Raw genomic sequence first — 20,425 nt, forward strand, 5'->3', positions numbered from 1 at the left:
GTGGACAGGGAGCAGAGAATGATGGTGTAGCAGAATGAATTGAATTTGCGGAATGGGGACTCTTGAGTCCTGAGCGATCTGCGGAGGCGAATATGAGGATGCGCAGACTTTTCGGACTGCATAGCTCTTATTTCCACAATTTCTATTAAAAATAGGGTGTATTTGCGTGAATAGGTGCAACTGAGTCCGATAGTGTAGCAAAATAGCCTGAAATTGCGAAATAAGGGCTCCTTAGTCCGAACGATCTGCGATGACGAGGAAGATTCATAGAACGGAGAAGGATCGTCTTTTATAAGAATGCATTGCGGCAGTTTGATGTAAATCTACAGTTTTTTATGCTAAAATAGACGCAATTCTGCTTACCATACTTTTGCTTAGGCGGGATAGATCATAGTAGTGGTATTGGTGAAGGAGGCTGCGTATATGGGGATGATGTCCTGGCTGGTTGAGCAGCGGATTCAGGAATCTATGCGTAATGGGGAATTTGGAGATTTACCTGGGCATGGCAAGCCACTGGAGCTTGAGGATTTATCGGGCGTGCCAGAAGAATTACGCATGTCTTTCAAAATTATGAAGAATTCCGGGCTGGTGCCCGAAGAAGTATCTTTGCGTGCAGAATGCGTTACCCTCGAAGGGCTGCTTGCTGCCTGCCACAATAGCGGAGGCACTGAAACTAGTGAAGGCAAGGCAATCCGGGCAAAATTGTCTTTGAAAAGGCTGCGTCTGCAAGAGCTTCTGCGTGAACGAGGCTTAGATAGTAATCCTGCTTTTATGCAATACAGTGTTCAAATACATGAACAGATAATTAGGGAAGAAGAATAACGCTTATTAGGGTCATGTTGTATGGACATGAGGATAAATAGTGTGAAATAAAGGCAGCTCTTAGTCCATAAAGAGACGAAAGAGCTGCCTTTTTGCGTGCTTCGCTTCACAAGTGTATTTCATTTTACTTGCTTGAAATATACCCATTCTGGATCACCATCGTCTAAATTCTCAATGATTCCGCTTCTTGCAAATCCTAGAGAAAGACACACTTGCTGCATGATCGTATTGGATTCATTGGTGGAAGTAAACAGCTTGGGGGTTGGAGAGTGTTCTTCAATGTAACGAATAAGTGCACCGGCAATGCCAAGACGTCTGAAATTGGGATTCACAATTACGAGCTGAATAAAACAGCATTCGAAAAAAGTGGTATCGTAACAAGCAAAACCGACAGGCTCACTGTTAATCGATGCTACAACACATTGCTCATTTAGAATATATTGTTCAATTTTAGGTTTGCGAATTTCGCTGCCAATGACCATGCTATCGATCTTGCTGAGTATAGATAAATCTGAAATAGTGGCTTTAGTTACGAGCATTTTAGAAAATCTCCTTTTTTATAATATAAGAAAGTTATACTTGAAATGGTAAGTACAGATTTTCTTGATCTTTGAAGTTTTTTCGCACATGATGAATAGGGTTTAGACCACATCAAAGGAAATCATAACATATTATTACAAACGATGGAGAGATATAATGAAACAGCTTCCAATTATACAGGTGCTTCCAGACCTGAAACACATACTTCGCTCAACAAGGGCGGCTGTTCTGATCGCAGAACCCGGTGCGGGAAAAACAACTGGAACGCCTCCGGCATTTCTGGACGAGCCATGGATGGCTGGTAAAAGCATTCTTATGCTTGAGCCTAGAAGACTTGCCGCTAGATCAGCTGCAACTTACATGGCGTCCAATCTTGGAGAAAGTGTTGGACAGACGGTAGGTTATCGGATGCGGAACGACACTAAGGTAGGCAAGAATACACGAATTGTTGTAGTGACTGAAGGTGTCTTAACGAGGATGCTTCAGAGTGATCCATCGCTAGGGGATGTGGGTCTGATTATTTTTGATGAGTTCCATGAGCGTAGTCTACATGCGGATCTGGGACTTGCTCTGGCGCTGGAAGCGCAGGCAGTGCTGCGTGATGATCTTCGGATTCTAATTATGTCAGCAACACTGGATAGTGAACGGGTCTCGGTTATGCTGGGCGATGCGCCAGTAGTTGATTGTCCGGGACGAACCTATCCGGTGGAAACTATTTATACCCCAACTACAGGGAATCTTCCGATTGAAAAATCGGCCACAGCCGCAGTGAGACATGCGCTTGCTGAACAGCCGGGAGATGTACTTGTATTCTTGCCGGGTGAACGGGAGATTCGCAGAACCCAAAATGAGTTGGAACATGGAAAACTGCCTGACGGGATAGTGCTTCGTCCTTTATACGGACAATTACCACAGGCTATGCAGGATGCTGCAGTGGCTCCATCCATAAACGGCGAACGTAAAGTCGTACTAGCGACCTCCATTGCGGAGACAAGCTTGACGATCGAAGGTGTGCGAACGGTAATTGATACAGGGCTGCGTCGTACGCAGATTTTCTCTCCGCGTACGGGAATGCCAAGTCTTACGACGGTTCCGGTATCGAAAGCCTCTGCCGATCAGCGGCGAGGACGGGCCGGGCGGACAGCTCCGGGCGTATGCTACAGGCTGTGGAGTCAGGAGGAGCATAATCGCCTTCCGGATGACAATGTGCCGGAGATTATGGAGACGGATCTTGCGCAGCTCGCTTTGGAGCTGGCGCTGTGGGGCGTGCGCGATCCTGCCGCGCTAGCTTGGCTTGACACGCCGCCCGCTGCGCCTTATGCGCAGGGCACCGCGCTGCTGTGCCAGCTCGGCGCGCTGGACGCCGGCGGCGCCATCACGCCGCACGGCCGCAGCATGGCCGCGCTTGGCGCGCACCCACGAGCCGCGCATATGCTGCTGCGCGCGGCAGAGCTTGGGGCAGCACCGCTCGCCTGCCGGCTGGCGGCGCTGCTGCAAGAGCGGGACCTGTTCAAGGGTCCCGCGGCACTAGATTGCGACCTCACGCTCCGCGTAGAGGCGCTGCTCCGGTTCGAACGCTCCGCCGATACGGGCGGAGCGGACCCTGCGGCTCTGCGCGCGGTGGTGCGCGAGAGCCGCAATTTCCTGGCGCAGCTGCAAGCAGCGCCGGGCGGGACCGTGAACGACATCAGCCTCTGCGGGCTGCTTCTGTCGTTCGCCTATCCCGACCGGATCGGGCAGAAACGCGGTGATGGCGCGTTTCTGCTCTCCGCCGGTCGTGGCGTGGCCATGCGGGAAGGGCAACCGCTGGCCCGATCCGCTTATATTGTGGCTGCGTCTGTTGACGATCGAGCCACACAAGGTGCAATCTTGCTGGCAGCTGAGCTTGAAGAAGGACAACTGCTTAAATATCATATAGATCACATCACAGAGGATTCTGACGTGCATTGGGATAAAGAAAGTGGAAGTGTGAAGAAACGCCGCCGAACGATGCTTGGCGCTCTTGTCTTAAAAGAAACGTCACATGAAAGACCCTCCGCAGAAGAAACAGCGAAAGTACTGCTAAGTGTAATCGCAGAGGATGGGATTGATATCTTACCGTGGGAAAAGGGACCTCTGCAGCTTCGTGAGCGGCTAATGTTTATGCACGCCTTACGTTCAGATTGGCCGGATGTCTCTGATGAAGCATTGATTGAGACGCTTGATGAATGGCTATTACCTTACATTCACGGTATGCGTAACTTGCGCGACCTTCAGCGAATCCCGTTATCCCGTGCGCTTGAGGGGTTGCTGGACTGGAATCAGCGACAGCTTCTTGAACAGGAAGCGCCGACACATATAACAGTTCCTAGTGGTTCGCGTGTGCCCGTGGACTATGCTAATCCAGCTACTCCCGTACTGGCGGTACGATTACAAGAGATGTTTGGACAGATAGACACCCCTAGAATTGGTGGGGGAAAGGTACCTGTCTTGCTTCATCTTTTGTCACCGGCAAGAAGAGCGATGCAGGTGACTTCTGATCTTGCAAGCTTTTGGCGTGGTACTTATTTTGAGGTTAAAAAGGATCTAAAAGGACGTTATCCGAAGCACTATTGGCCAGACGACCCCTTACAAGCAATTCCGACCAATCGAACACGTCCCAAGAAATAATAGGCTCCTTCGTGCACTTGAAATTTTAATTAGATGTTTTGTCTTCAGCTTACAGGGTAATTAACTAGCGAAGACAATTACTAAGGAGGGCTTCAAGTGACTAAAAAAATCGTAGGTATCTTTGATACAGAACAAGAAGCAACCAGAGCAATTGAAGGACTTCACAATCAAGGGTTTAGTAATGATGAAATATCAGTAATCACACGTGATCGCGATGAGCTAAGACATATTTCGGATGATACAGGCACAAAAGCTCCCGAGGGTGTTGCAACAGGTGCAGCTACAGGCGGCGTATTGGGTGGTGTTACCGGACTGCTAGCAGGTATCGGAGCGCTCGCAATTCCGGGGATTGGTCCTATTCTGGCAGCGGGACCTATTGTGGCAACGTTAACAGGTGTAGCCGTGGGTGCAGGTGCAGGTGGCTTAGTTGGTGGCTTGATCGGTCTTGGCATTCCTGAGGATGAGGCAAAAGAGTACGAAGGATACGTTGAAAGTGGCAAGATCCTTGTGCTAGTTGAGGATAATGGACGAGGGTATCAAGCGCATGATGTGTTCCGAGACAATCGCTCACTAAATGCGCAGCGTTACGAAGGCGTCTATAACGAAGACACTCGACTAGGTAATTCGATGGCTAACAGAGCAGACCGAACGGCTGAAGTTTACAACCGAGATAAAATTTAAAATGTTAATCGACCTACTTTTACTATAAACAATCCATTAAAGACTGCACCTCCTAGCGATAAGCTGTGAGGTGCAGTCTTTATTATACATGTGGTATGATATGGATAATAATCCAAATTATAATTGGGATTTTGAGAAGTAACTAGCAATCTTTATACTTAGAGGCTGTTCTTAAGGAGGGCTTAGATGAAGATATTTGTAGCCGGTGCAGCGGGCGTGATTGGACGGCTATTGCTACCTAAGTTATTAGAAGCGGGGCATGAGGTTGTCGGAATGACCCATAAGGAAGAAAATAGAGCATTTATTGAGAAGTGTGGAGCACAGGCGGTAATCGCGGATGTCTTCGATCGAGAGGCCATATTTGCGTCCATTCACAAAGCACAGCCAGAAGTGGTTATCCATCAGCTAACTTCACTAAGTCAGCGGAATTTCTCAGATAATTCCAGGATAAGAATAGAAGGAACACGAAATATTGTGGATGCATCCCTTGCAGCTGGCGTGGAACAAATCATTGCACAAAGTATTTCATGGGCTTATGAAGCTGGAGATGTGCCAGCTACGGAGGAAACTCCTTTAGATCTGAAGGCTTTAGAGCCTCGGATAAGAACGATTGAAGGTATATGCTCATTGGAGAAAGCAGTTGCCGAGATCCCCAATCATGTGATCTTGCGGTATGGAATGTTGTACGGCCAAGGAACATGGTTTGACACTAATGGCTATATGGCAGAGGAAATTCGTCAAGAACGAATGTCAGCGACAGATGCAGTTGTATCATTCCTACATGTGGAGGATGCAGCTAACGCAGCGGTGCTTGCTCTGAACTGGCCTTCAGGCCCTGTGAATATCGTAGACGACGAGCCTGCTAATGGATTGGATTGGTTATCAGCTTATTCAGATACCATAGGTGCTCCTGCTCCTAATGTTCAAGAAGGCAGAGCAGGATGGGAACGCGGAGCCTCCAATACGAAAGCTCGAATGGATTACGAATGGAGTCCACTGTACCCGTCATGGAGGTCAGGATTTGCTCGGAGCTTGAATGTCCAGAGTGAATGAATTCAGCTACTGAAAGGAAGTGCAGTATGAGTTTACTTCTTGTGATTTTGTTCTTTATTGGTTTAATCATGATGATTAGCAATCAATATGCGATGATCAAGAAAATGGACGAAATGAATGAGTCACTAAGTGAAATTAATAATAAACTTGGCTAGCTAAAGTTGAAAAGGAGTGATGACGTGGGGGTAATAAAAAATTTCTCTCTAGTGGTCGTGAATTTAATCGCGGATCTATGGTTTGGAATCGTACGAAAACCTGAATTTTATGATAATCACACGGTTACTAGAACAAAAAGAGAGTATGTCCTATTTGTAACGTTAGCAGGTATTATCGCTGTGGGAACCGCCATTTGGCTATGCTCTAGAATTTATTAAAAAGAAGACTGCCAATAGGCAGTTTTTTTAATTATAAGGTTTCTCCTTATATATTGGACTTCCAGATGCAATTACACTTGCTGTAGTTTAGTAAATAATCATTATAAGTGTTTATTACCAATCATTTACTTTAAGAAGTGATACTATAGAAAATAGAAGGTGAAGTAGCAGCGAGGAGGAATTGTACATGCAATTAATGGGATGGTCTGAGGATGAAATATCGTATGAGTTAAGTAATGATTATTCAATTCGTAAGGCTGATTCGAAAGAGTGGGGAGTGTATTGCTCCATTTATTATAATTTTCAATATATTGGCTTTTTTAGAGAAGATGGGTTCAATTCTGCCCAAAAGAATGCTTTTTGGATCTATAAAGGGGAGACGAAAATAGGTGGAGTAAGGATGTCACCTAATCGGATCTATCATTTATTTGTTATTCCACCTTTTAACGATACATTTGTGGTGCTTAAACTTCTAAAAAAGCTTTTGATCTATTGGTCTGACCGAACGGAGCCTATAAAAACCTTTGAGGTTCTACCGGATCAAGTTCATTTATTTGCGCGGGCAGGATTTTGGCCTGATGAGTTCAGATGTCGCTGGATGCAGCGTCCTACAGATCATTTTGAGGTGGAATGGAACGAAGAATTTAGAATTGAAAATCCACAGATCGAAGAGGATGGAAAAGGAGCTAAACGCTTTATTCTTGAAGATCAGATCGCCGAATGTAGCTACGCTAGCTTTGCCGGAAGTCTCGAAGCGACTAGAAGAAAGCAATTTTCCTATGAACATTTTATTCCAAGTGAAGAACCGAATTATACGAATGAAGCATTACTTACCGCGTCAACGCTTGTGTATGATAGGAAATCGGGACAGTTAATTGCGAATTGTCTCTTGGGCTTACAAGGAGATTACGCAGCAGTTTATAGTATTGGTGTAATGCCCGGTTATAGAGGCAAAGGGATAGCGACACTGATGTTGAAAAGAGGACTAAGTCTTCTTAAAGATAAGTATCCTTTCCTTAGATTATATGTCATGGAAGGTAATGATGCGGAGTCTGTTTATACCAATCTAGGATTTGTTCCAGGAGTACAAGAGATACAGAGCATGTATATTCCTGTAATGGATTAGCGAACAAAACATAATGGTTACTTAGACACTTGCCTAGAACTTAAAATGTGATTTCTTAATAGAATGTTGTGAAGTCCATGTTTATAGGGAGGTTCACAACAGATGGTAAAGAAAAAAGCTACTCTTAAGAAGAAAACATTATATTCTCAATATGCGCAGAGACATGTACATGAATTTGAAGGTAGTACGAAATTGGCTGAAGAAGGTGCAGATCGACATAACCATCGCTTTGCAGGTGTTACTGGGCAGGCGATTAGAGTAGGTAATAGCCATATTCATGAAATTGATCTTAGTAGAACTGATTTCGTTAACCATTTTCATAATCTTAAAAAGATAAGAACAGGCCCGGCTATTTCAGTAGGAAATGGCAAGCACGTACATTTTGTATCTGGCCAAACTACATTAAATGATGGTCATGTCCATCGATTCAATTTCGCAACATTGATTCAAGCTCCACTTGTTTAATGAATAAATCTGGTATGAAATGAAGCTCTCAAGGAATGAAAGAGCAAATAAAAAAAGGCTGCCGGATGGCAGCCTTTTTCATTCTATCTAGGCATGTGAGGTTATGGGAAACATGAAATGTTTAGGTAGTTCTTTTAAAAATGGACGTACAAATAACGTATCCTCACTCTGGGGAATTAATGCTGACTCTATGTGATCTATGGCATAATCTGGTGTGAAATAAAAATGTATAACCTCCGTTTCAGGAGAAATAATGCTATTCAATATCGCGTTAATATCTATACTTTTAGTACTGATAATATCAAAAATATGAAGCTGATGCTCCTCATGTCTAAAGACCACTACGACGTCAGCTTCTTCAATATAGTAAAAAGAATCATGGAAAGGAAGGATAAAATAAAACAGCAGCTGATGTTCATTGTTTACAACGCTGAGTATAGAGGACACCGGAACTTTTTCTTCAGCGAATTTTTTTATCATGGTGAAATCAACGGAGTTATTCATAGATAAGGGACGCACAGAGAAGATTTTAGACGTTTGATTTCTAAGATTAGAAGCGTTAATCGAAAAGTTGCTTTCTTGCATACGTTCAAATCCGAATTTAGGATAAAAGTCCAAAGCACTGTCGTTTGCAAATAAGTAAATGAAGTCATATTCATGTTCGTATTTCGCGATAATATGATCTATTAATTTCCTGGATAATCCTTGCATGCGATAATCAGGATGTGTCATTACAGTGCCAATTTGAATGGCGTTATACTCTTTTTGATTTATGAGAATCGTCATTTTGTTTATGGACGCATTTGCGATCACATGGTCCCTATCGATGTAGGAATAACAAATATACTTGTCACTCCAGCCTCCTTGTTCATACCATGGCGAGAAATCAATCCCAAAGATCGATTTAGCTAAGGCATTAAAGCTTTCTTTATATTTTTCGATATGCTTATAATCACTGACCAATTGGTAATCGCTCATAAGTATGCCTCTTTTCCAAAGTGTTTTTCATAGTCACGTTTAATGGTTATATCTTACTACACCGTTCTAAAGTAATGTTTATTATAAAAAAACAATCCCGAAATTATTTGGAGGCTAGAAAATGAGAGAGATAGATTATAGTAATTATTACTGGAAAGACGAGAAAATCAGATTACGATCAATACAAGAAGGGGATTGGGAAGGCTATTATACGAATCGTTTTGATACCCCAGCACGGCGACTCTTACAATGTGCAGTTGAACTACCACCCACCATTGCCGAAGCAAAAAAATTTGCGGAGACTTACGCTGAGTTCTCATCGGATAGACTAATGTTTACGATCGAAGATTTGCATGGTGAAAATGTTGGAGGCGTAAATCTGAACAGCATTGACGAGAAAAATGGTACGTTCAGCATAGGTGTGCAGGTGGATAAAGATCATCGAGGTAAAGGGTATGGAACGAGAGCTATAACCATCCTCTTAAAATATGCTTTTTTCGAGCGACGGCTAAATAAATTCAATGAATGTGCGCTTGAAGGTAATGAAGGTTCTATAGGGATGTTAAAGAAAGTCGGCTGCGTGCAAGAGGGCGTGCGGCGGAAAGTCATTTACACGAACGGACGATATTATGATTTGATATTGTTTGGATTGACGAAGGAAGAATTTATGGAACAAAACGGAGATGAGCAATCATGAGCGCAATCGTTCGATTAAGGGATTTTAGAGTGGTATAGTCCGTTCTACAAAATACTGAATCCGTAAAACTCCCATTATGTGGGAGTTTTTTTGTGGATTTTACTTACTATACAGAGACATAAATTGTAAGTTTATAGTCAATTATTTGATTTGTATTTTTAATTGTAGATATTTGGAAAGCGTTTTCGTATTGAATGATATCCGCTATTATAAGAGGGTAACTAAAAATATGAAAGTTCAGTGTAAAATAGCATCTAAGGAAAAGAGGGCTACATATGAATATTTTAATTATTGAAGACGATCCCAGCATTCAAATGCTGCTAAAATTGAGCTTAGAGGTGGAAGGGTATCAGACGAAAGCTGTAGGAACGGTGACTAAGGCGTGGGATGAACTTGGAACATGGTCTGCCGATTTAATACTGTTAGATCTTATGTTACCTGACCGTTCCGGGTTCGAGCTTCTTCAAATGCTTCAACAACAGTATAAGTCAGTCCCGGTAATCGTGCTCACCGCTAAGAATGAAATGAATGATAAAATCCTTGGCTTTCAGTTGGGAGCAGACGATTATCTAACGAAACCTTTTGAGACAAGGGAACTTATCGAGCGCATTAAGGCAGTTATGAGACGAATGAAGATGGTGGCGCCTCCTGAAGTGATCAAGATTGGACCTATTGAAATTGATAAGAATGGACGTACTTGTAAGATAGGGGAACAATGGCTTAAGACAACTAGTAAAGAGTTTGACTTCATGTGGCTCTTATGTGCTCATCCTAAGAAAGTTTTCACTCGCGAAGACTTGCTTGATCAGGTCTGGGGTTATGATTATTATGGGCATACAAGATCCGTGGACATGGTGGTAAACCGTCTTCGGGAGAAAATGAAACCCAACGAGCATCTGATCGCCACTATACATGGGACAGGCTATAAGCTGGAGGTATAGAAGATGGGGCTGCGAAATAAAATGTTTATTCAGCATGCCGTTACGATTGTTATGCTGCTCACAGCGATGTTTTTTATCGTTAATTATACGCTTAACCAAAGTATGATTAAACGGGATACTCAGACGTTAAGTCAGTATTTTGGCTTGCATCGTATTGAGGCATTGAAGATTGTCAGTGATCAGAAAATTAATATAGAACAATTATTTTCAGGTAAGTACGCCCCCTTTATTGCGTCGCATTTGGCGTCAAACAGCAATTTTCAAGTACAACTATTCGCACTAGATGAGACGATTGTTGGGAGCAGCAGCGATAAAGAAAACTTACTTAAACGTAACGATATTAAGAAAGCGCTTACTGGTAATGCTGCCACAGTCATAACTGCAGGTGAAGGTACACAATATCTAATCTACTCAGTTCCCTTCTGGTATGAAGGAGAAATTGTGGGTGGATTTCGATATTTATTGGACCTCCATGAGAATTTGCAGACATTAAACCAGATGCGCACATGGTTCATCGCTGCAGCTGTAGGATGTTTAATTTTTTCGCTTATGGTCAGCTATTCATTCTCATCTTTGTTGGTGAGGCCTCTACATGCCTTGCAGCAGGCGCTTAAGCTTGTATCCATTGGCGATTTTAGCAGAAAGATACAGGCGAGTAGTCAGGATGAGGTAGGAGAATTAGCCAAGGATTTCAATCATATGTCGGATGCGCTGCAACATCATATCAAAATGTTAAAGTATGAACAGGGAAAGCAGAAAGCTTTCTACGACAACATAACTCATGAATTAAAAACACCATTAACTTCGATTATCGGGTTTTCGGATTTAATTGAAAGAATGAATAAGAAGGATGATATACAGGAGTGTAATACCTATATCCGTAAAGAGAGTACTCGGTTGTTAAATATGGTTGAGGATTTGTTACAGACCTCACTGATTGGTGATGAGGCTTGGCGTATCAAGCTGGAGTGTACTGATTTAGGGGCTGTCATTATGGATAGTCTACGAATCTTAGAGCCGACCCTTCAAAAATCCGCGATTGTTACCACGCTAAAGATCTCATCTTGTGAAGTGAATTTAGATCCCAAGAGAACTCAGCAAGTTCTATTTAACGTGATTGATAACGCTATTAAGCATAGCGAATGCACAAATCTCTATATCGAGTTAACGGAGCATGAGGGCTTTGGGCTGGTTCGTATCATAGATAACGGGAGAGGGATATCGCAACAATTACAAAGTATATTATTTCTACCCTCGGCAGAGAAACAGGATCGTATTATTTCAAACGAATCACATGGGTTAGGATTACCTCTATGTAAACAGTTTATGGAACTTCAAGGAGGGAGTATCGTCATTACTAGCTCGGAGAAGAAGGGGACAGAGATTCAGCTGAGATTCCCCTTAACATAACAAATGTAAGCGCTGTTACAAAACTGATACAAATTTAAAATTTTTCTGATATATGAGGAGGTTAAAGTAAGTGCCAGAGGATAAGAAAGGGCTTTCATGGTTTCGCCTCATCTTGTTACAAGTCATCATAGGCAGTCTGCTAATCGGCATGTGCGCTTACACTTTTCGAATACCTCTTGATGAAGTACATGTTGTACCTCGACAGGAGGATCAGCTTGACCGGATTGCAGGCGTTCCGATGCGCGTGGATATTACATATCCAGGCCTAGGGACGATTTCCATTGAGGATCCGAAGGAATTGCTGAAATTGAGATCTACTTTTTCCGGGTTGTTATCATCAGGAATACAGCGTCCACAACAGTTGGTTCCGAGACTTCTGTTGACGGGAACGATGGCCTATCTGGATCAAGAAGATATTCCTTTTCAAGTGGAAACGAATGCGTTTCACTTTGGTGCAGAGTCAGTTAATTCGCTTAATGTAAGTGCAACTATCCGCAAGCTGCAAAGTACACTCATCGATAAGATGTTAACAACGTCGAGTATTGGATCTGCTGTGGAAAACAAGATTAATGATGTGTTCACACTACAGCAGGGAGTACTTACAGCTCTCACTCAGGTTGAGAGGAAGGCGTTGATATCGCAGATTCGTGCAGCAGAGCGTATTATCGATTTCAGCCATTTTGATGACTTACAACGTACACCCGATGCTCACTTTGTCATTCAGCTCACGAATGATTATCGAGTGAAAAAGCACTGGATCCATGTGGATCGTTATAACGGCGCTTACTTCGTGGTCTATGACCTTCTGGATGAGACCAATCAAAGAGTCTATTTCAAACTAAATAATGCCTCATACTGATCTTGAAGGGATGGTTTAGTCTATGGCGAGAAAGAAAAAAAACAGTAAGTCAGTCATTTTATTGTCAGTCATAGTAGTTGTGTTGGTAGCGGGGTTCTTCATGTATAAATCAGGAGTATTTGGCGGTAAAGAAATGAAAAAAATCACCGTATATTCCATTTTTCAAGAGGAAGAGGCTCGTAAAATTCTGGATAAATTCAAAGCTGAAACCGGAATTGACTATGACATCCTACGTTTGCCAAGTGGAGAAGCGGTATCCCGTGTACAGAATGAAATGTCGAATCCACAAGCCGACTTTCTGATGGGAGGGCCAGCGGATTCGCACCAAGTACTGAAAGAGGCAGGTTCATTGGAAGCTTATGCTTCTCCGAATGCTTCTGACATCGCTGACAATATGAAAGACAAAGATGGCTTCTGGACAGGGTTTTATCTAAATCCAATCGCTATAGGTATTAATGAAGAACGCTGGAAAGAGAAATATGGTAGTGATCCATACCCTGAAACTTTTAAGGATTTGCTTGATCCTAAATTCAAAGGTGAAATTGGTATGTCGGATCCAGCAACATCGGGTACAGCATATACAGCAGTAGCTTCTTTAGCCCAAGTATGGGGTGATGATGAGATGTTGAACTATATCAAACAGTTGCTGCCTAACCTTAAGGAAAGACCTAAGTCTGGCATTGAGCCCATTCAGAAAGCTGCTAAAGGGGAGTATACAATTGGTGTGACTTTCCTGGGCGATCAATTGAAGATTAAATACCAAGGCAACCCAATTGTTAGTGTTGTTCCAGAAGCAGCAGGTTATGAAGTTGGAGCCTTATCCATTGTTAAGGGTGGACCTAATACAGAGGCTGCGAAGAAGCTTATGGACTATATGCTTACCAATGAACCGGGTGAGTTGTATACGCAATCTGCATACGCAGTATCCGTTAAAGCATCAGTACCGATTCCTAAAGGTGGCATTGATATTAAAACAACGAAATACAACGATGCTTATGATTTGTTAAAAGCAGCATCGCAGCGTAAAGAGTTGCAAAATGCATTAAAAGATTTGAAATAAAAGAGCCAATAGGGGTATTGCATGGCTGTACCATATATGGTTACTGTAATGCCCCTCAAATTGGATGGCAGAAAGGTGGGAGTCGCCCCCTATGAAAGAAAAAAAAGGCATTGGGGAGTCGATCAACAGGCTCTTTAAAGATCCATCGTCACTCGTACTTGTACTGACTAGCTTTGCATTTCTCATTCTATTTGTTATTTATCCGCTGGTAGTCGTTGTGTTTACATCTGGATTTGATAATTGGGCAACGTTTTTTAGTAAACCCCGTTATGGAAAAGCGCTATTAAATACTGTAGTTAGCTCATCATTATCGGCTTTTACAGCAACAGTGTTTGGATTTATATACGCGTATGCGATTCACTACAGTAACATCAGAGGAAAGAAGTTCTTTCGATTTATAGCCTTTATTCCATTATTAGCTCCTTCGGTTATGAGTGGTTTAGCATTCCTATTGCTTTTTGGACGTGGAGGAATGATCTCACAATGGTTAAATACCAACTTTAATTTTGAGCTTGATTTGTATGGATTACCGGGGCTGTGGATTGTTCAGACGATATCCTATTTTCCACTTGCCTACATGACTATAACGGGTGTGCTCCGCGCTATATCACCGAATCTGGAGATAGCAGCACAGAATCTTGGGGCTAGAGGGTTTAAATTATTCAGGACGATTACGCTGAAACTTGCACTTCCAGGTGTTATTAACGCATTCTTGCTTGTAGCGATTAACTGCTTCGCTGACTTCGGAAATCCAAAGCTAATTGGTGGTAACTATTCACTTTTAGCAGTTGAAATTTACGGAGAAATCATTAATAACGAGGCAGGACTAGCTTCGGTCATGGGGATTATCTTAGTAATTCCTGCACTGATTGTATTTTGGGTTCAGAATAAGATTTTATCTAAAGGCTCCTACTCAACGATAACTGGTAAGCCGGTATCTGGTTTGAAACGGATCACTACATCTAAGAGGACAGATGCATTACTTTTCTCTTTTAACAGTTTAATCTCATTGTTCATTATTTCGATGTTTGCGATCACCATTCTTTTCGCCTTTACGAAAAACTTTGGTCGAGATAATACGTTCACACTGGATCATATTATGAAAGTTGTCTTTAGTTCATCTAGTCCAGCCGTTTTGAACAGCTTAGTGTTATCGCTAATTAGTGCGTTGCTGGCGGTGGCTCTTGCATTAGTGCTCGCCTATATAGTAGTTCGCAAACCTTTTCCAGGTAAAAAATTACTAGATTTCAGCGCGGTTCTTCCAATTGCGCTTCCAGGAACATTCGTTGGTCTTGCACTGATTGTTGCGTTTAGTAAAGGTCCGATTGTTTTGCAGGGATCTGCAGCATTGATTGTCATTGCGATGTTACTTAAACAGATGCCTGTAGGTTATCGGGGCTTGACTGCGTCTTTTAAACAAGTGGATAAATCGATCGAAGAAGCAGCCACCAATCTGGGTGCGAGTAGCCGTAAGACGCTAACAACGATTGTATTTCCAATGTTGCAAAAAACCGTCGTAGCGAACTTTGTCTATGCGTTTATGAAAAATATGAATACTTTGAGTACGATAATCTTCCTAATTACCCCTAAATGGGTTGTTGCAGCAGTATCGATCTTTAACTATGCCGAAACGGGAACCTATTATTGGGCAGCCGCTGTGGCAGTGGGTTTGATGGGTGCAACGCTTGGAACACTGGGAGTGATCAAGTTGATCTTCCGTTCCAAAGTGAAAATATTTGATTTCTAATGATTTTGAAGGGAGTGGGCACGATGGAATCCAACATACTACTAGATTTGAAAAATGTGAATAAAGTGTTCGGCAATAACCATGTCTTGAAAAATATCAACTTAAAGATTGAACGGGGGAAGTTCATCACCTTCCTTGGTCCGAGTGGTTGTGGGAAGACGACTTTATTACGTTCCATCGCGGGTTTCTATACCATCGATGATGGTGAGGTGTGGATTGACGGGAATTTGGTTAATGAATTACCTCCATATAAAAGGGGCACTCCAATGGTGTTCCAGGAATATGCCTTGTTCCCGCATATGACGGTATTTGATAATATTGCTTATGGACTAGATATTAAGAAAAGACCTGAAGCAGAAGTGCAGGAACGGGTAATGGCTGTTATGGCCCAGGTCAAATTATCCGGACTTGAAGAGCGATATCCCCATGAAATGTCTGGTGGACAACAGCAACGTGTAGCTATGGCTCGTGCCTTAGTGATGAATTCGCCGATTATTCTCCTGGATGAGCCACTAAGTAATCTAGATGCTAAATTACGTGAAGAGGTACGCGTTGAACTGCGAACAATTCAACAGGAACTTGGACTAACCGTAATATATGTAACGCATGATCAATTGGAAGCTTTGTCGATGTCAGATCAGATCGTTGTTTTTAATAAAGGAGCTATTGATCAGTACGGTACGCCGCATGAAATATATTATAAACCTCGTACACAATATGTAGCTGATTTTATTGGTTCTACCAATTTTATTGAGGCAGTAGTCATGCAAAGTAAAGAGGGTACGGCAACAGTTAGCTACGGCTTTGGAGGGGATAATGTTACTATTACTACAGATGAAAAGCTGACAGAGGGTGAGGAAGTTCTTCTGAGTGTCCGCCCCGAATCATTGCGACTAAATCATCCGGACTTTAGTGGATTTAACATCATGGGAGTAGTCAAATCCTCGATGTTTCTAGGAGAAAAGGAAAGATATTTCCTTGCAGATCAATGGGGCAAAGAATGGATTGTCGATGCTTATGATATTGGTCAAAAGACTTTCGATGGTCAAGTTCGGATGAGTGCGGCAATAGACAAAATTCATATTATTAAAAAGGTTAGTCCGTAAACTGAAGTAGATGTTCCAAAAAAGGAAAACAGTCGTTTTCCTTTTTTGGCGTATAATTTTTTTATAGAACGGCGGCTATAGGCTAGTTTAGCGGGAGGAGACGTTCTAATTGAGAACAAAGGTAATTATCCTGTCATTGGTTGCGGTAACAATACTTCTTCTAATTTATTTCTATCCTGGACAGAAAAGCAATCAGCCTCTCAAAGTATATGTAATTTTTCAAGAGGATGAAGCGCGTATTCTGTTGGAGAAATATAAGAAGAAGACGGGACAGTCTTATGAGCTTATTCGCATGTCTGGCGGTGAGGCAAGCTACCATTTGATGTCGATCAATAAGACAGGCATTGATGTTGTTCTCGGTGGGCCTGCTGATCTTCATGAGCAGCTCAAGAACAAAGGGAAATTAATTCGCTATTCATCACATGTTGCTGATGAGATCCCCGACATCTATAAAGATAAAATGGGCTATTGGACAGGTATATACATGGGTGCATTGGCTATTGGTGTAAATGAGCAGGTCTGGAATCAAGATCCTCAGCTTGTAGCTTTACCTCTTCCGGAACGCTACGAAGACTTATTACGTCCCGAGCTCAAGGGGAAAATTGAAATTCCGGACCCAGAAACCTCAGGTACAGGATACACATTGCTAGCCTCTCTTGCACAAGAACGTGGGGAGGAGCAAGCTCTAGCATTGGTGAGTGCTCTTAAGAAGCAGAGTTCATCAACTACATTCTCAGGAATTAGTTCTGCCCAGCGGCTTGCAGTAGGTGAAGTTGCTGCTGTTATCAGCTTTATGGGCGACCAGCTTCGATTTAAGAATTCGGGATATGCTATACAATCTTCTATTCCTCCACAAGCTGGATGGGAGATAGGTGCAGTGTCGATCTTGAAAGGTGGGAACAACGTGACTGCTGCTAAGCAGCTGGTAGATTTTGTACTGTCAACAGATGCTCAGACAGATTATATGAATTCCGCATTTTCCTTACCTGTGATGCCGAATATTAAGATCCATCCGCTATTGTCTTCTGTTAAGCTGGAAAAATTAATGATTACGTATCGATTCGATATCGCTGCTGCGAACCGAGAGGAATTACTCGCTAAATGGCATGAGGCCAATAAACGCTAAGGGATTGTTCACTCATTATTCAACGGCCATCGAGAACTTTATGGTTAAGTTCTCAATGACCGTTATTTATTACTCGAGAAAACCAACTTTCATCATATGAAAAATTCACAATAGAAAATCACAAAATAAACAACTCTATCTAGTTACTTTCAATAAATTCATCATCTATCCCTATTAAACTTCTATACAAATCGGAAAAAGTGAACCCACTACCACATTTCAGGTTGTGAAAGTTGGAAAATAGTGCTTATACTAGAGTTATAGAAGGTAAGATTAACCAAAAAAACACAACATGAGGAGGGTTTATATGGCGTTTATGATTGCTCAACGGGCTTTTATCAAGGTGTATCTTATAACAATGGTAGAACAACATCGCGGGTATGGATACCAAATGCTTGAGGATTTACGTCGAGATTTCAAGGCACATGGATATTCCCCTCCACAGAGCGAAATTTATCGCGCGCTGCATGAGCTGGTACAGCAAGGGATTTTATATCGTACTAAACAGCTAAAAGGGAATGACCCGAAGGTGGATTTTCAAGAAATCGTCTTATACCATTTCACAACTGATGGAGAAGAGAAAGCGAAGCTATATAAGAAGCAGGTGAAGACGGATCTTGATCGCTGCTTAGGTATTTTGAACAAGGCGGTTGCGGATAACTTCTAGAACTGGAACTATAGTTATATTTTCAGGATGCTCTCACCCTGTTATAATGGTTACTGCCGGATAATTGCAGTATATACTTGGAGGTAACAAATGATGGATGAACATATGAAACGTCGATTGGACAAACAACGTAAGCTATTCAGCCAACTTGGCATCACACTAGATGCTCTAACCATACATGAAAAAGAATTCAGTATGAAGCTTCGTGGTTACGATGCGGAGGAAGTGGATACATTTTTAGATAGCGTAATCAAGGATTATGAGCGTTTTTATGCGACAATTGCTGATCTGATGGATAAATGGCAAGAACAGCAGCTGGAGATGCGAGAATTAAAATCAGAAACCAAAGCCACAGAGGTTATTCAGGTCCCAGTACTTAGAGGCATCGACCCAAAGGAATTAGAAGAGGTCATTCTAAAACTGGAGACCAATGTCCGTCAGCTTAAAGAAAAGCTTCCCCAAATTGAAAGCTATTTATAACTTGTGAATTTTTGAGTTCAGGAGCTGCGCTTGACATTTATAAATTTACCATTGACGAGTTAGCAGTTCATGATTTATGATATGTTCATAAATGATCATTTATATTTTAGTGGCGTGTTACCGTTAAGGGCATGAGCCAAGGATTGTCTTCATCTCGATGAGACATTTCTTGGCTTTTTTTGTTCCTAATTGACGATAATATGGGAAAGGAGTGATGAGCTTGTCGCGGGAGATCGAGCAATTTCAAGTACAGCGTGTGATTGGGAACAACGTTGTAATGGTTCAGGGAAGCAAGAACGGCAAGGAATATGTCATTATCGGTAAAGGCATTGGTTTTGCTGTGAAAGGTTCAGGTGTGATTGAAGGAAACGATCCTCGTATTGAGAAATTGTTTCGTCTAGAAGACCGCGAATCCTGGAGTCAGTATCAAATATTGCTGGAAGACATAGATCCCAAAGTGATGAAAATAACTGATGAAATAATTGCTGATATCCAAAGTCAATTTCCTGACAAATTAAACGACAAGATTTATTTGGCACTCCCGAGCCACATTCAGTTCACCATTTACCGTCTGCGCAACGGGATGGATATTATTAATCCTTTTTTACAAGAAACTAAGATGTCTTTTCCGAAGGAATTTGATATCGCTTACAAGGCATCAGAGAAGATCAATGCTGAATTTCAGGTGCAAATTCCCGAAGACGAGGTTGGATTTCTAACTTATCATGTGTACTCCGCAGTTAACAATGTATCGGTGGGTCAGTTAGTAAAAGCATCTAATATCGTGAGTGAACTTCTAGACATGATTCAGCAAGAACGGAATATAACTTTTGAGCATGGCAGTATGAATCATATTCGATTAATGATCCACTTACGGTTTTCGCTGGAACGTATTTTGAAAGGATCACTAATAGATAATCCTTTTGTGAAACATATTAAGAAGGAATACAAAGAGGAATACAAGTTATCTCAAAAGCTCGGTAAAGTGATGCAAAAATCTCTTGGTGTAGATATCCCGGAAGAAGAGTTGTGTTTCCTGGCGATGCACTTACACCGATTATTTCAGACTTTAGTGAAACAAAACTAACATCTTTAGAGGAGTGGAGCATATGTTTTCCAAATGGAAATCAAAAAAAGAAGAGAAACATACTGGACATACAATCGAAATCATGGCACCAATCAGTGGAGAGGCAGTTTCATTAACAGAGGTTCCGGATGAAACCTTTGCTGGTGGTCATATGGGTAGCGGAGTTGCAATCAGACCTTCTGAGGGGATCCTAAAAGCTCCTTTTGATGGCACGGTTGCTCATATCGTGAAATCGAGTCATGCAGTTATTCTGGAACATTCCTCCGGTGTGCAATTGCTGTTACATATCGGAATCGATACTGTCAGTCTTAAGGGCAACGGATTTGTTAGTCATATTGCCTCTGGAGATCAAGTGAAGGCAGGTCAAACCTTAATCGAATTTGATCTGGACGTTATTCGCGCAGCAGGCTGTGACACAATTTCACCTGTAATCGTGACTAGTACGGAGGAAACACCACCTCAAGTGAACGGACATTATGGTCAGGTTACAGCAGGACAGGATCTGATTCTTACCGTGGCTTCAAAGTAATAAGCTAATACAGCATTACTACTATTGA

At 42.2% G+C, this 20,425-nt stretch carries 22 protein-coding genes; 20 read left to right on the forward strand and 2 right to left on the reverse strand.

What is annotated here, in order from left to right; translation table 11 throughout:
- The first annotated feature begins 423 nt into the window (after positions 1–423).
- A complete protein-coding gene (locus MKX41_RS06345; protein WP_076298881.1) occupies positions 424–822 on the forward strand; it encodes a DnaJ family domain-containing protein in 399 nt (132 codons plus the stop codon).
- Positions 823–941: 119 nt separating this feature from the next.
- Here MKX41_RS06345 and MKX41_RS06350 read toward each other — a convergent pair whose 3' ends face one another.
- Positions 942–1,361 carry a GNAT family N-acetyltransferase gene (locus MKX41_RS06350; RefSeq protein WP_340969159.1) on the reverse strand — a complete coding sequence of 140 codons (420 nt, stop codon included), beginning with the start codon at positions 1,359–1,361 and terminating at the stop codon, positions 942–944.
- Positions 1,362–1,518: 157 nt separating this feature from the next.
- Between MKX41_RS06350 and hrpB the strand changes: the two genes are divergently transcribed.
- The 7 genes from hrpB to MKX41_RS06385 all read left to right on the forward strand — a co-directional run bounded on the left by hrpB (position 1,519) and on the right by MKX41_RS06385 (position 7,710).
- Positions 1,519–4,011 carry an ATP-dependent helicase HrpB gene (gene hrpB, locus MKX41_RS06355; RefSeq protein ID WP_340969160.1) on the forward strand — a complete coding sequence of 831 codons (2,493 nt, stop codon included), beginning with the start codon at positions 1,519–1,521 and terminating at the stop codon, positions 4,009–4,011.
- A gap of 96 nt (positions 4,012–4,107) precedes the next feature.
- On the forward strand, positions 4,108–4,692 hold the full coding sequence (locus MKX41_RS06360; RefSeq protein WP_042187728.1) for a general stress protein: 585 nt from the start codon (positions 4,108–4,110) through the stop codon (positions 4,690–4,692).
- 186 nt (positions 4,693–4,878) lie between these two features.
- Positions 4,879–5,745 carry an NAD-dependent epimerase/dehydratase family protein gene (locus MKX41_RS06365; protein ID WP_340969161.1) on the forward strand — a complete coding sequence of 289 codons (867 nt, stop codon included), beginning with the start codon at positions 4,879–4,881 and terminating at the stop codon, positions 5,743–5,745.
- Positions 5,746–5,771: 26 nt separating this feature from the next.
- A complete protein-coding gene (locus tag MKX41_RS06370; protein ID WP_256716254.1) occupies positions 5,772–5,900 on the forward strand; it encodes a hypothetical protein in 129 nt (42 codons plus the stop codon).
- Between the two features lie 24 nt (positions 5,901–5,924).
- Positions 5,925–6,119: a hypothetical protein gene (locus MKX41_RS06375; RefSeq protein WP_340969162.1), complete on the forward strand. Its 195-nt coding sequence runs from the start codon at positions 5,925–5,927 to the stop codon at positions 6,117–6,119.
- Between the two features lie 187 nt (positions 6,120–6,306).
- Positions 6,307–7,245, forward strand: a complete 939-nt coding sequence (locus tag MKX41_RS06380) for a GNAT family N-acetyltransferase (protein ID WP_340969164.1) — start codon at positions 6,307–6,309, stop codon at positions 7,243–7,245.
- A gap of 102 nt (positions 7,246–7,347) precedes the next feature.
- Positions 7,348–7,710, forward strand: coding sequence for a YmaF family protein (locus MKX41_RS06385; protein ID WP_060624061.1), 363 nt, complete (start codon positions 7,348–7,350; stop codon positions 7,708–7,710).
- Positions 7,711–7,797: 87 nt separating this feature from the next.
- Here MKX41_RS06385 and MKX41_RS06390 read toward each other — a convergent pair whose 3' ends face one another.
- The gene (locus MKX41_RS06390) at positions 7,798–8,688 is read right to left on the reverse strand and encodes a GNAT family N-acetyltransferase (protein WP_340969166.1); all 891 of its coding nucleotides are present in this window, start codon (positions 8,686–8,688) and stop codon (positions 7,798–7,800) included.
- A gap of 121 nt (positions 8,689–8,809) precedes the next feature.
- Here MKX41_RS06390 and MKX41_RS06395 point away from each other — a divergent pair, with 121 nt between their 5' ends.
- The 12 genes from MKX41_RS06395 to MKX41_RS06450 all read left to right on the forward strand — a co-directional run bounded on the left by MKX41_RS06395 (position 8,810) and on the right by MKX41_RS06450 (position 20,397).
- Positions 8,810–9,385: a GNAT family N-acetyltransferase gene (locus tag MKX41_RS06395; RefSeq protein ID WP_340969168.1), complete on the forward strand. Its 576-nt coding sequence runs from the start codon at positions 8,810–8,812 to the stop codon at positions 9,383–9,385.
- 275 nt (positions 9,386–9,660) lie between these two features.
- Positions 9,661–10,326, forward strand: coding sequence for a response regulator transcription factor (locus MKX41_RS06400; protein ID WP_076286423.1), 666 nt, complete (start codon positions 9,661–9,663; stop codon positions 10,324–10,326).
- Between the two features lie 3 nt (positions 10,327–10,329).
- Entirely contained in the window at positions 10,330–11,736 is a 1,407-nt protein-coding gene (locus MKX41_RS06405; protein WP_149644319.1) for a sensor histidine kinase, read from the forward strand.
- A 70-nt stretch (positions 11,737–11,806) separates the two neighbouring features.
- A complete protein-coding gene (locus MKX41_RS06410) occupies positions 11,807–12,595 on the forward strand; it encodes a DUF3919 family protein (RefSeq protein WP_339270926.1) in 789 nt (262 codons plus the stop codon).
- A gap of 22 nt (positions 12,596–12,617) precedes the next feature.
- Positions 12,618–13,655 (forward strand): ABC transporter substrate-binding protein, encoded by a 1,038-nt coding sequence (locus MKX41_RS06415; RefSeq protein ID WP_339247730.1) that lies wholly within the window; start codon positions 12,618–12,620, stop codon positions 13,653–13,655.
- Positions 13,656–13,746: 91 nt separating this feature from the next.
- Positions 13,747–15,402, forward strand: coding sequence for an ABC transporter permease (locus tag MKX41_RS06420; RefSeq protein WP_076286420.1), 1,656 nt, complete (start codon positions 13,747–13,749; stop codon positions 15,400–15,402).
- Positions 15,403–15,425: 23 nt separating this feature from the next.
- The gene (locus MKX41_RS06425; protein WP_340969171.1) at positions 15,426–16,508 is read left to right on the forward strand and encodes an ABC transporter ATP-binding protein; all 1,083 of its coding nucleotides are present in this window, start codon (positions 15,426–15,428) and stop codon (positions 16,506–16,508) included.
- Positions 16,509–16,617: 109 nt separating this feature from the next.
- Entirely contained in the window at positions 16,618–17,634 is a 1,017-nt protein-coding gene (locus MKX41_RS06430) for an extracellular solute-binding protein (protein WP_042187750.1), read from the forward strand.
- A 307-nt stretch (positions 17,635–17,941) separates the two neighbouring features.
- Positions 17,942–18,301, forward strand: coding sequence for a helix-turn-helix transcriptional regulator (locus tag MKX41_RS06435; protein WP_042187753.1), 360 nt, complete (start codon positions 17,942–17,944; stop codon positions 18,299–18,301).
- 93 nt (positions 18,302–18,394) lie between these two features.
- Positions 18,395–18,781 (forward strand): DivIVA domain-containing protein, encoded by a 387-nt coding sequence (locus MKX41_RS06440; RefSeq protein WP_042187755.1) that lies wholly within the window; start codon positions 18,395–18,397, stop codon positions 18,779–18,781.
- A gap of 220 nt (positions 18,782–19,001) precedes the next feature.
- Positions 19,002–19,868, forward strand: a complete 867-nt coding sequence (locus MKX41_RS06445) for a PRD domain-containing protein (RefSeq protein ID WP_371915749.1) — start codon at positions 19,002–19,004, stop codon at positions 19,866–19,868.
- 22 nt (positions 19,869–19,890) lie between these two features.
- Positions 19,891–20,397: a PTS sugar transporter subunit IIA gene (locus MKX41_RS06450; protein WP_042187759.1), complete on the forward strand. Its 507-nt coding sequence runs from the start codon at positions 19,891–19,893 to the stop codon at positions 20,395–20,397.
- Positions 20,398–20,425: the final 28 nt, after the last annotated feature.

The organism is Paenibacillus sp. FSL R5-0475 (assembly GCF_038004585.1).
Classification (GTDB): domain Bacteria; phylum Bacillota; class Bacilli; order Paenibacillales; family Paenibacillaceae; genus Paenibacillus_AQ.

Excerpts from the sequence above, each read along its gene's own strand:
- MKX41_RS06345 (WP_076298881.1), top strand. The coding sequence starts at position 424 with ATGGGGATGATGTCCTGGCTGGTTGAGCAGCGGATTCAGGAATCTATG.
- MKX41_RS06350 (WP_340969159.1), bottom strand. The coding sequence starts at position 1,361 with ATGCTCGTAACTAAAGCCACTATTTCAGATTTATCTATACTCAGCAAG.
- hrpB (WP_340969160.1), top strand. The coding sequence starts at position 1,519 with ATGAAACAGCTTCCAATTATACAGGTGCTTCCAGACCTGAAACACATA.
- MKX41_RS06365 (WP_340969161.1), top strand. The coding sequence starts at position 4,879 with ATGAAGATATTTGTAGCCGGTGCAGCGGGCGTGATTGGACGGCTATTG.
- MKX41_RS06370 (WP_256716254.1), top strand. The coding sequence starts at position 5,772 with ATGAGTTTACTTCTTGTGATTTTGTTCTTTATTGGTTTAATCATGATG.
- MKX41_RS06380 (WP_340969164.1), top strand. The coding sequence starts at position 6,307 with ATGCAATTAATGGGATGGTCTGAGGATGAAATATCGTATGAGTTAAGT.
- MKX41_RS06385 (WP_060624061.1), top strand. The coding sequence starts at position 7,348 with ATGGTAAAGAAAAAAGCTACTCTTAAGAAGAAAACATTATATTCTCAA.
- MKX41_RS06390 (WP_340969166.1), bottom strand. The coding sequence starts at position 8,688 with ATGAGCGATTACCAATTGGTCAGTGATTATAAGCATATCGAAAAATAT.
- MKX41_RS06395 (WP_340969168.1), top strand. The coding sequence starts at position 8,810 with ATGAGAGAGATAGATTATAGTAATTATTACTGGAAAGACGAGAAAATC.
- MKX41_RS06400 (WP_076286423.1), top strand. The coding sequence starts at position 9,661 with ATGAATATTTTAATTATTGAAGACGATCCCAGCATTCAAATGCTGCTA.
- MKX41_RS06405 (WP_149644319.1), top strand. The coding sequence starts at position 10,330 with ATGGGGCTGCGAAATAAAATGTTTATTCAGCATGCCGTTACGATTGTT.
- MKX41_RS06415 (WP_339247730.1), top strand. The coding sequence starts at position 12,618 with ATGGCGAGAAAGAAAAAAAACAGTAAGTCAGTCATTTTATTGTCAGTC.
- MKX41_RS06420 (WP_076286420.1), top strand. The coding sequence starts at position 13,747 with ATGAAAGAAAAAAAAGGCATTGGGGAGTCGATCAACAGGCTCTTTAAA.
- MKX41_RS06425 (WP_340969171.1), top strand. The coding sequence starts at position 15,426 with ATGGAATCCAACATACTACTAGATTTGAAAAATGTGAATAAAGTGTTC.
- MKX41_RS06435 (WP_042187753.1), top strand. The coding sequence starts at position 17,942 with ATGGCGTTTATGATTGCTCAACGGGCTTTTATCAAGGTGTATCTTATA.
- MKX41_RS06440 (WP_042187755.1), top strand. The coding sequence starts at position 18,395 with ATGGATGAACATATGAAACGTCGATTGGACAAACAACGTAAGCTATTC.
- MKX41_RS06450 (WP_042187759.1), top strand. The coding sequence starts at position 19,891 with ATGTTTTCCAAATGGAAATCAAAAAAAGAAGAGAAACATACTGGACAT.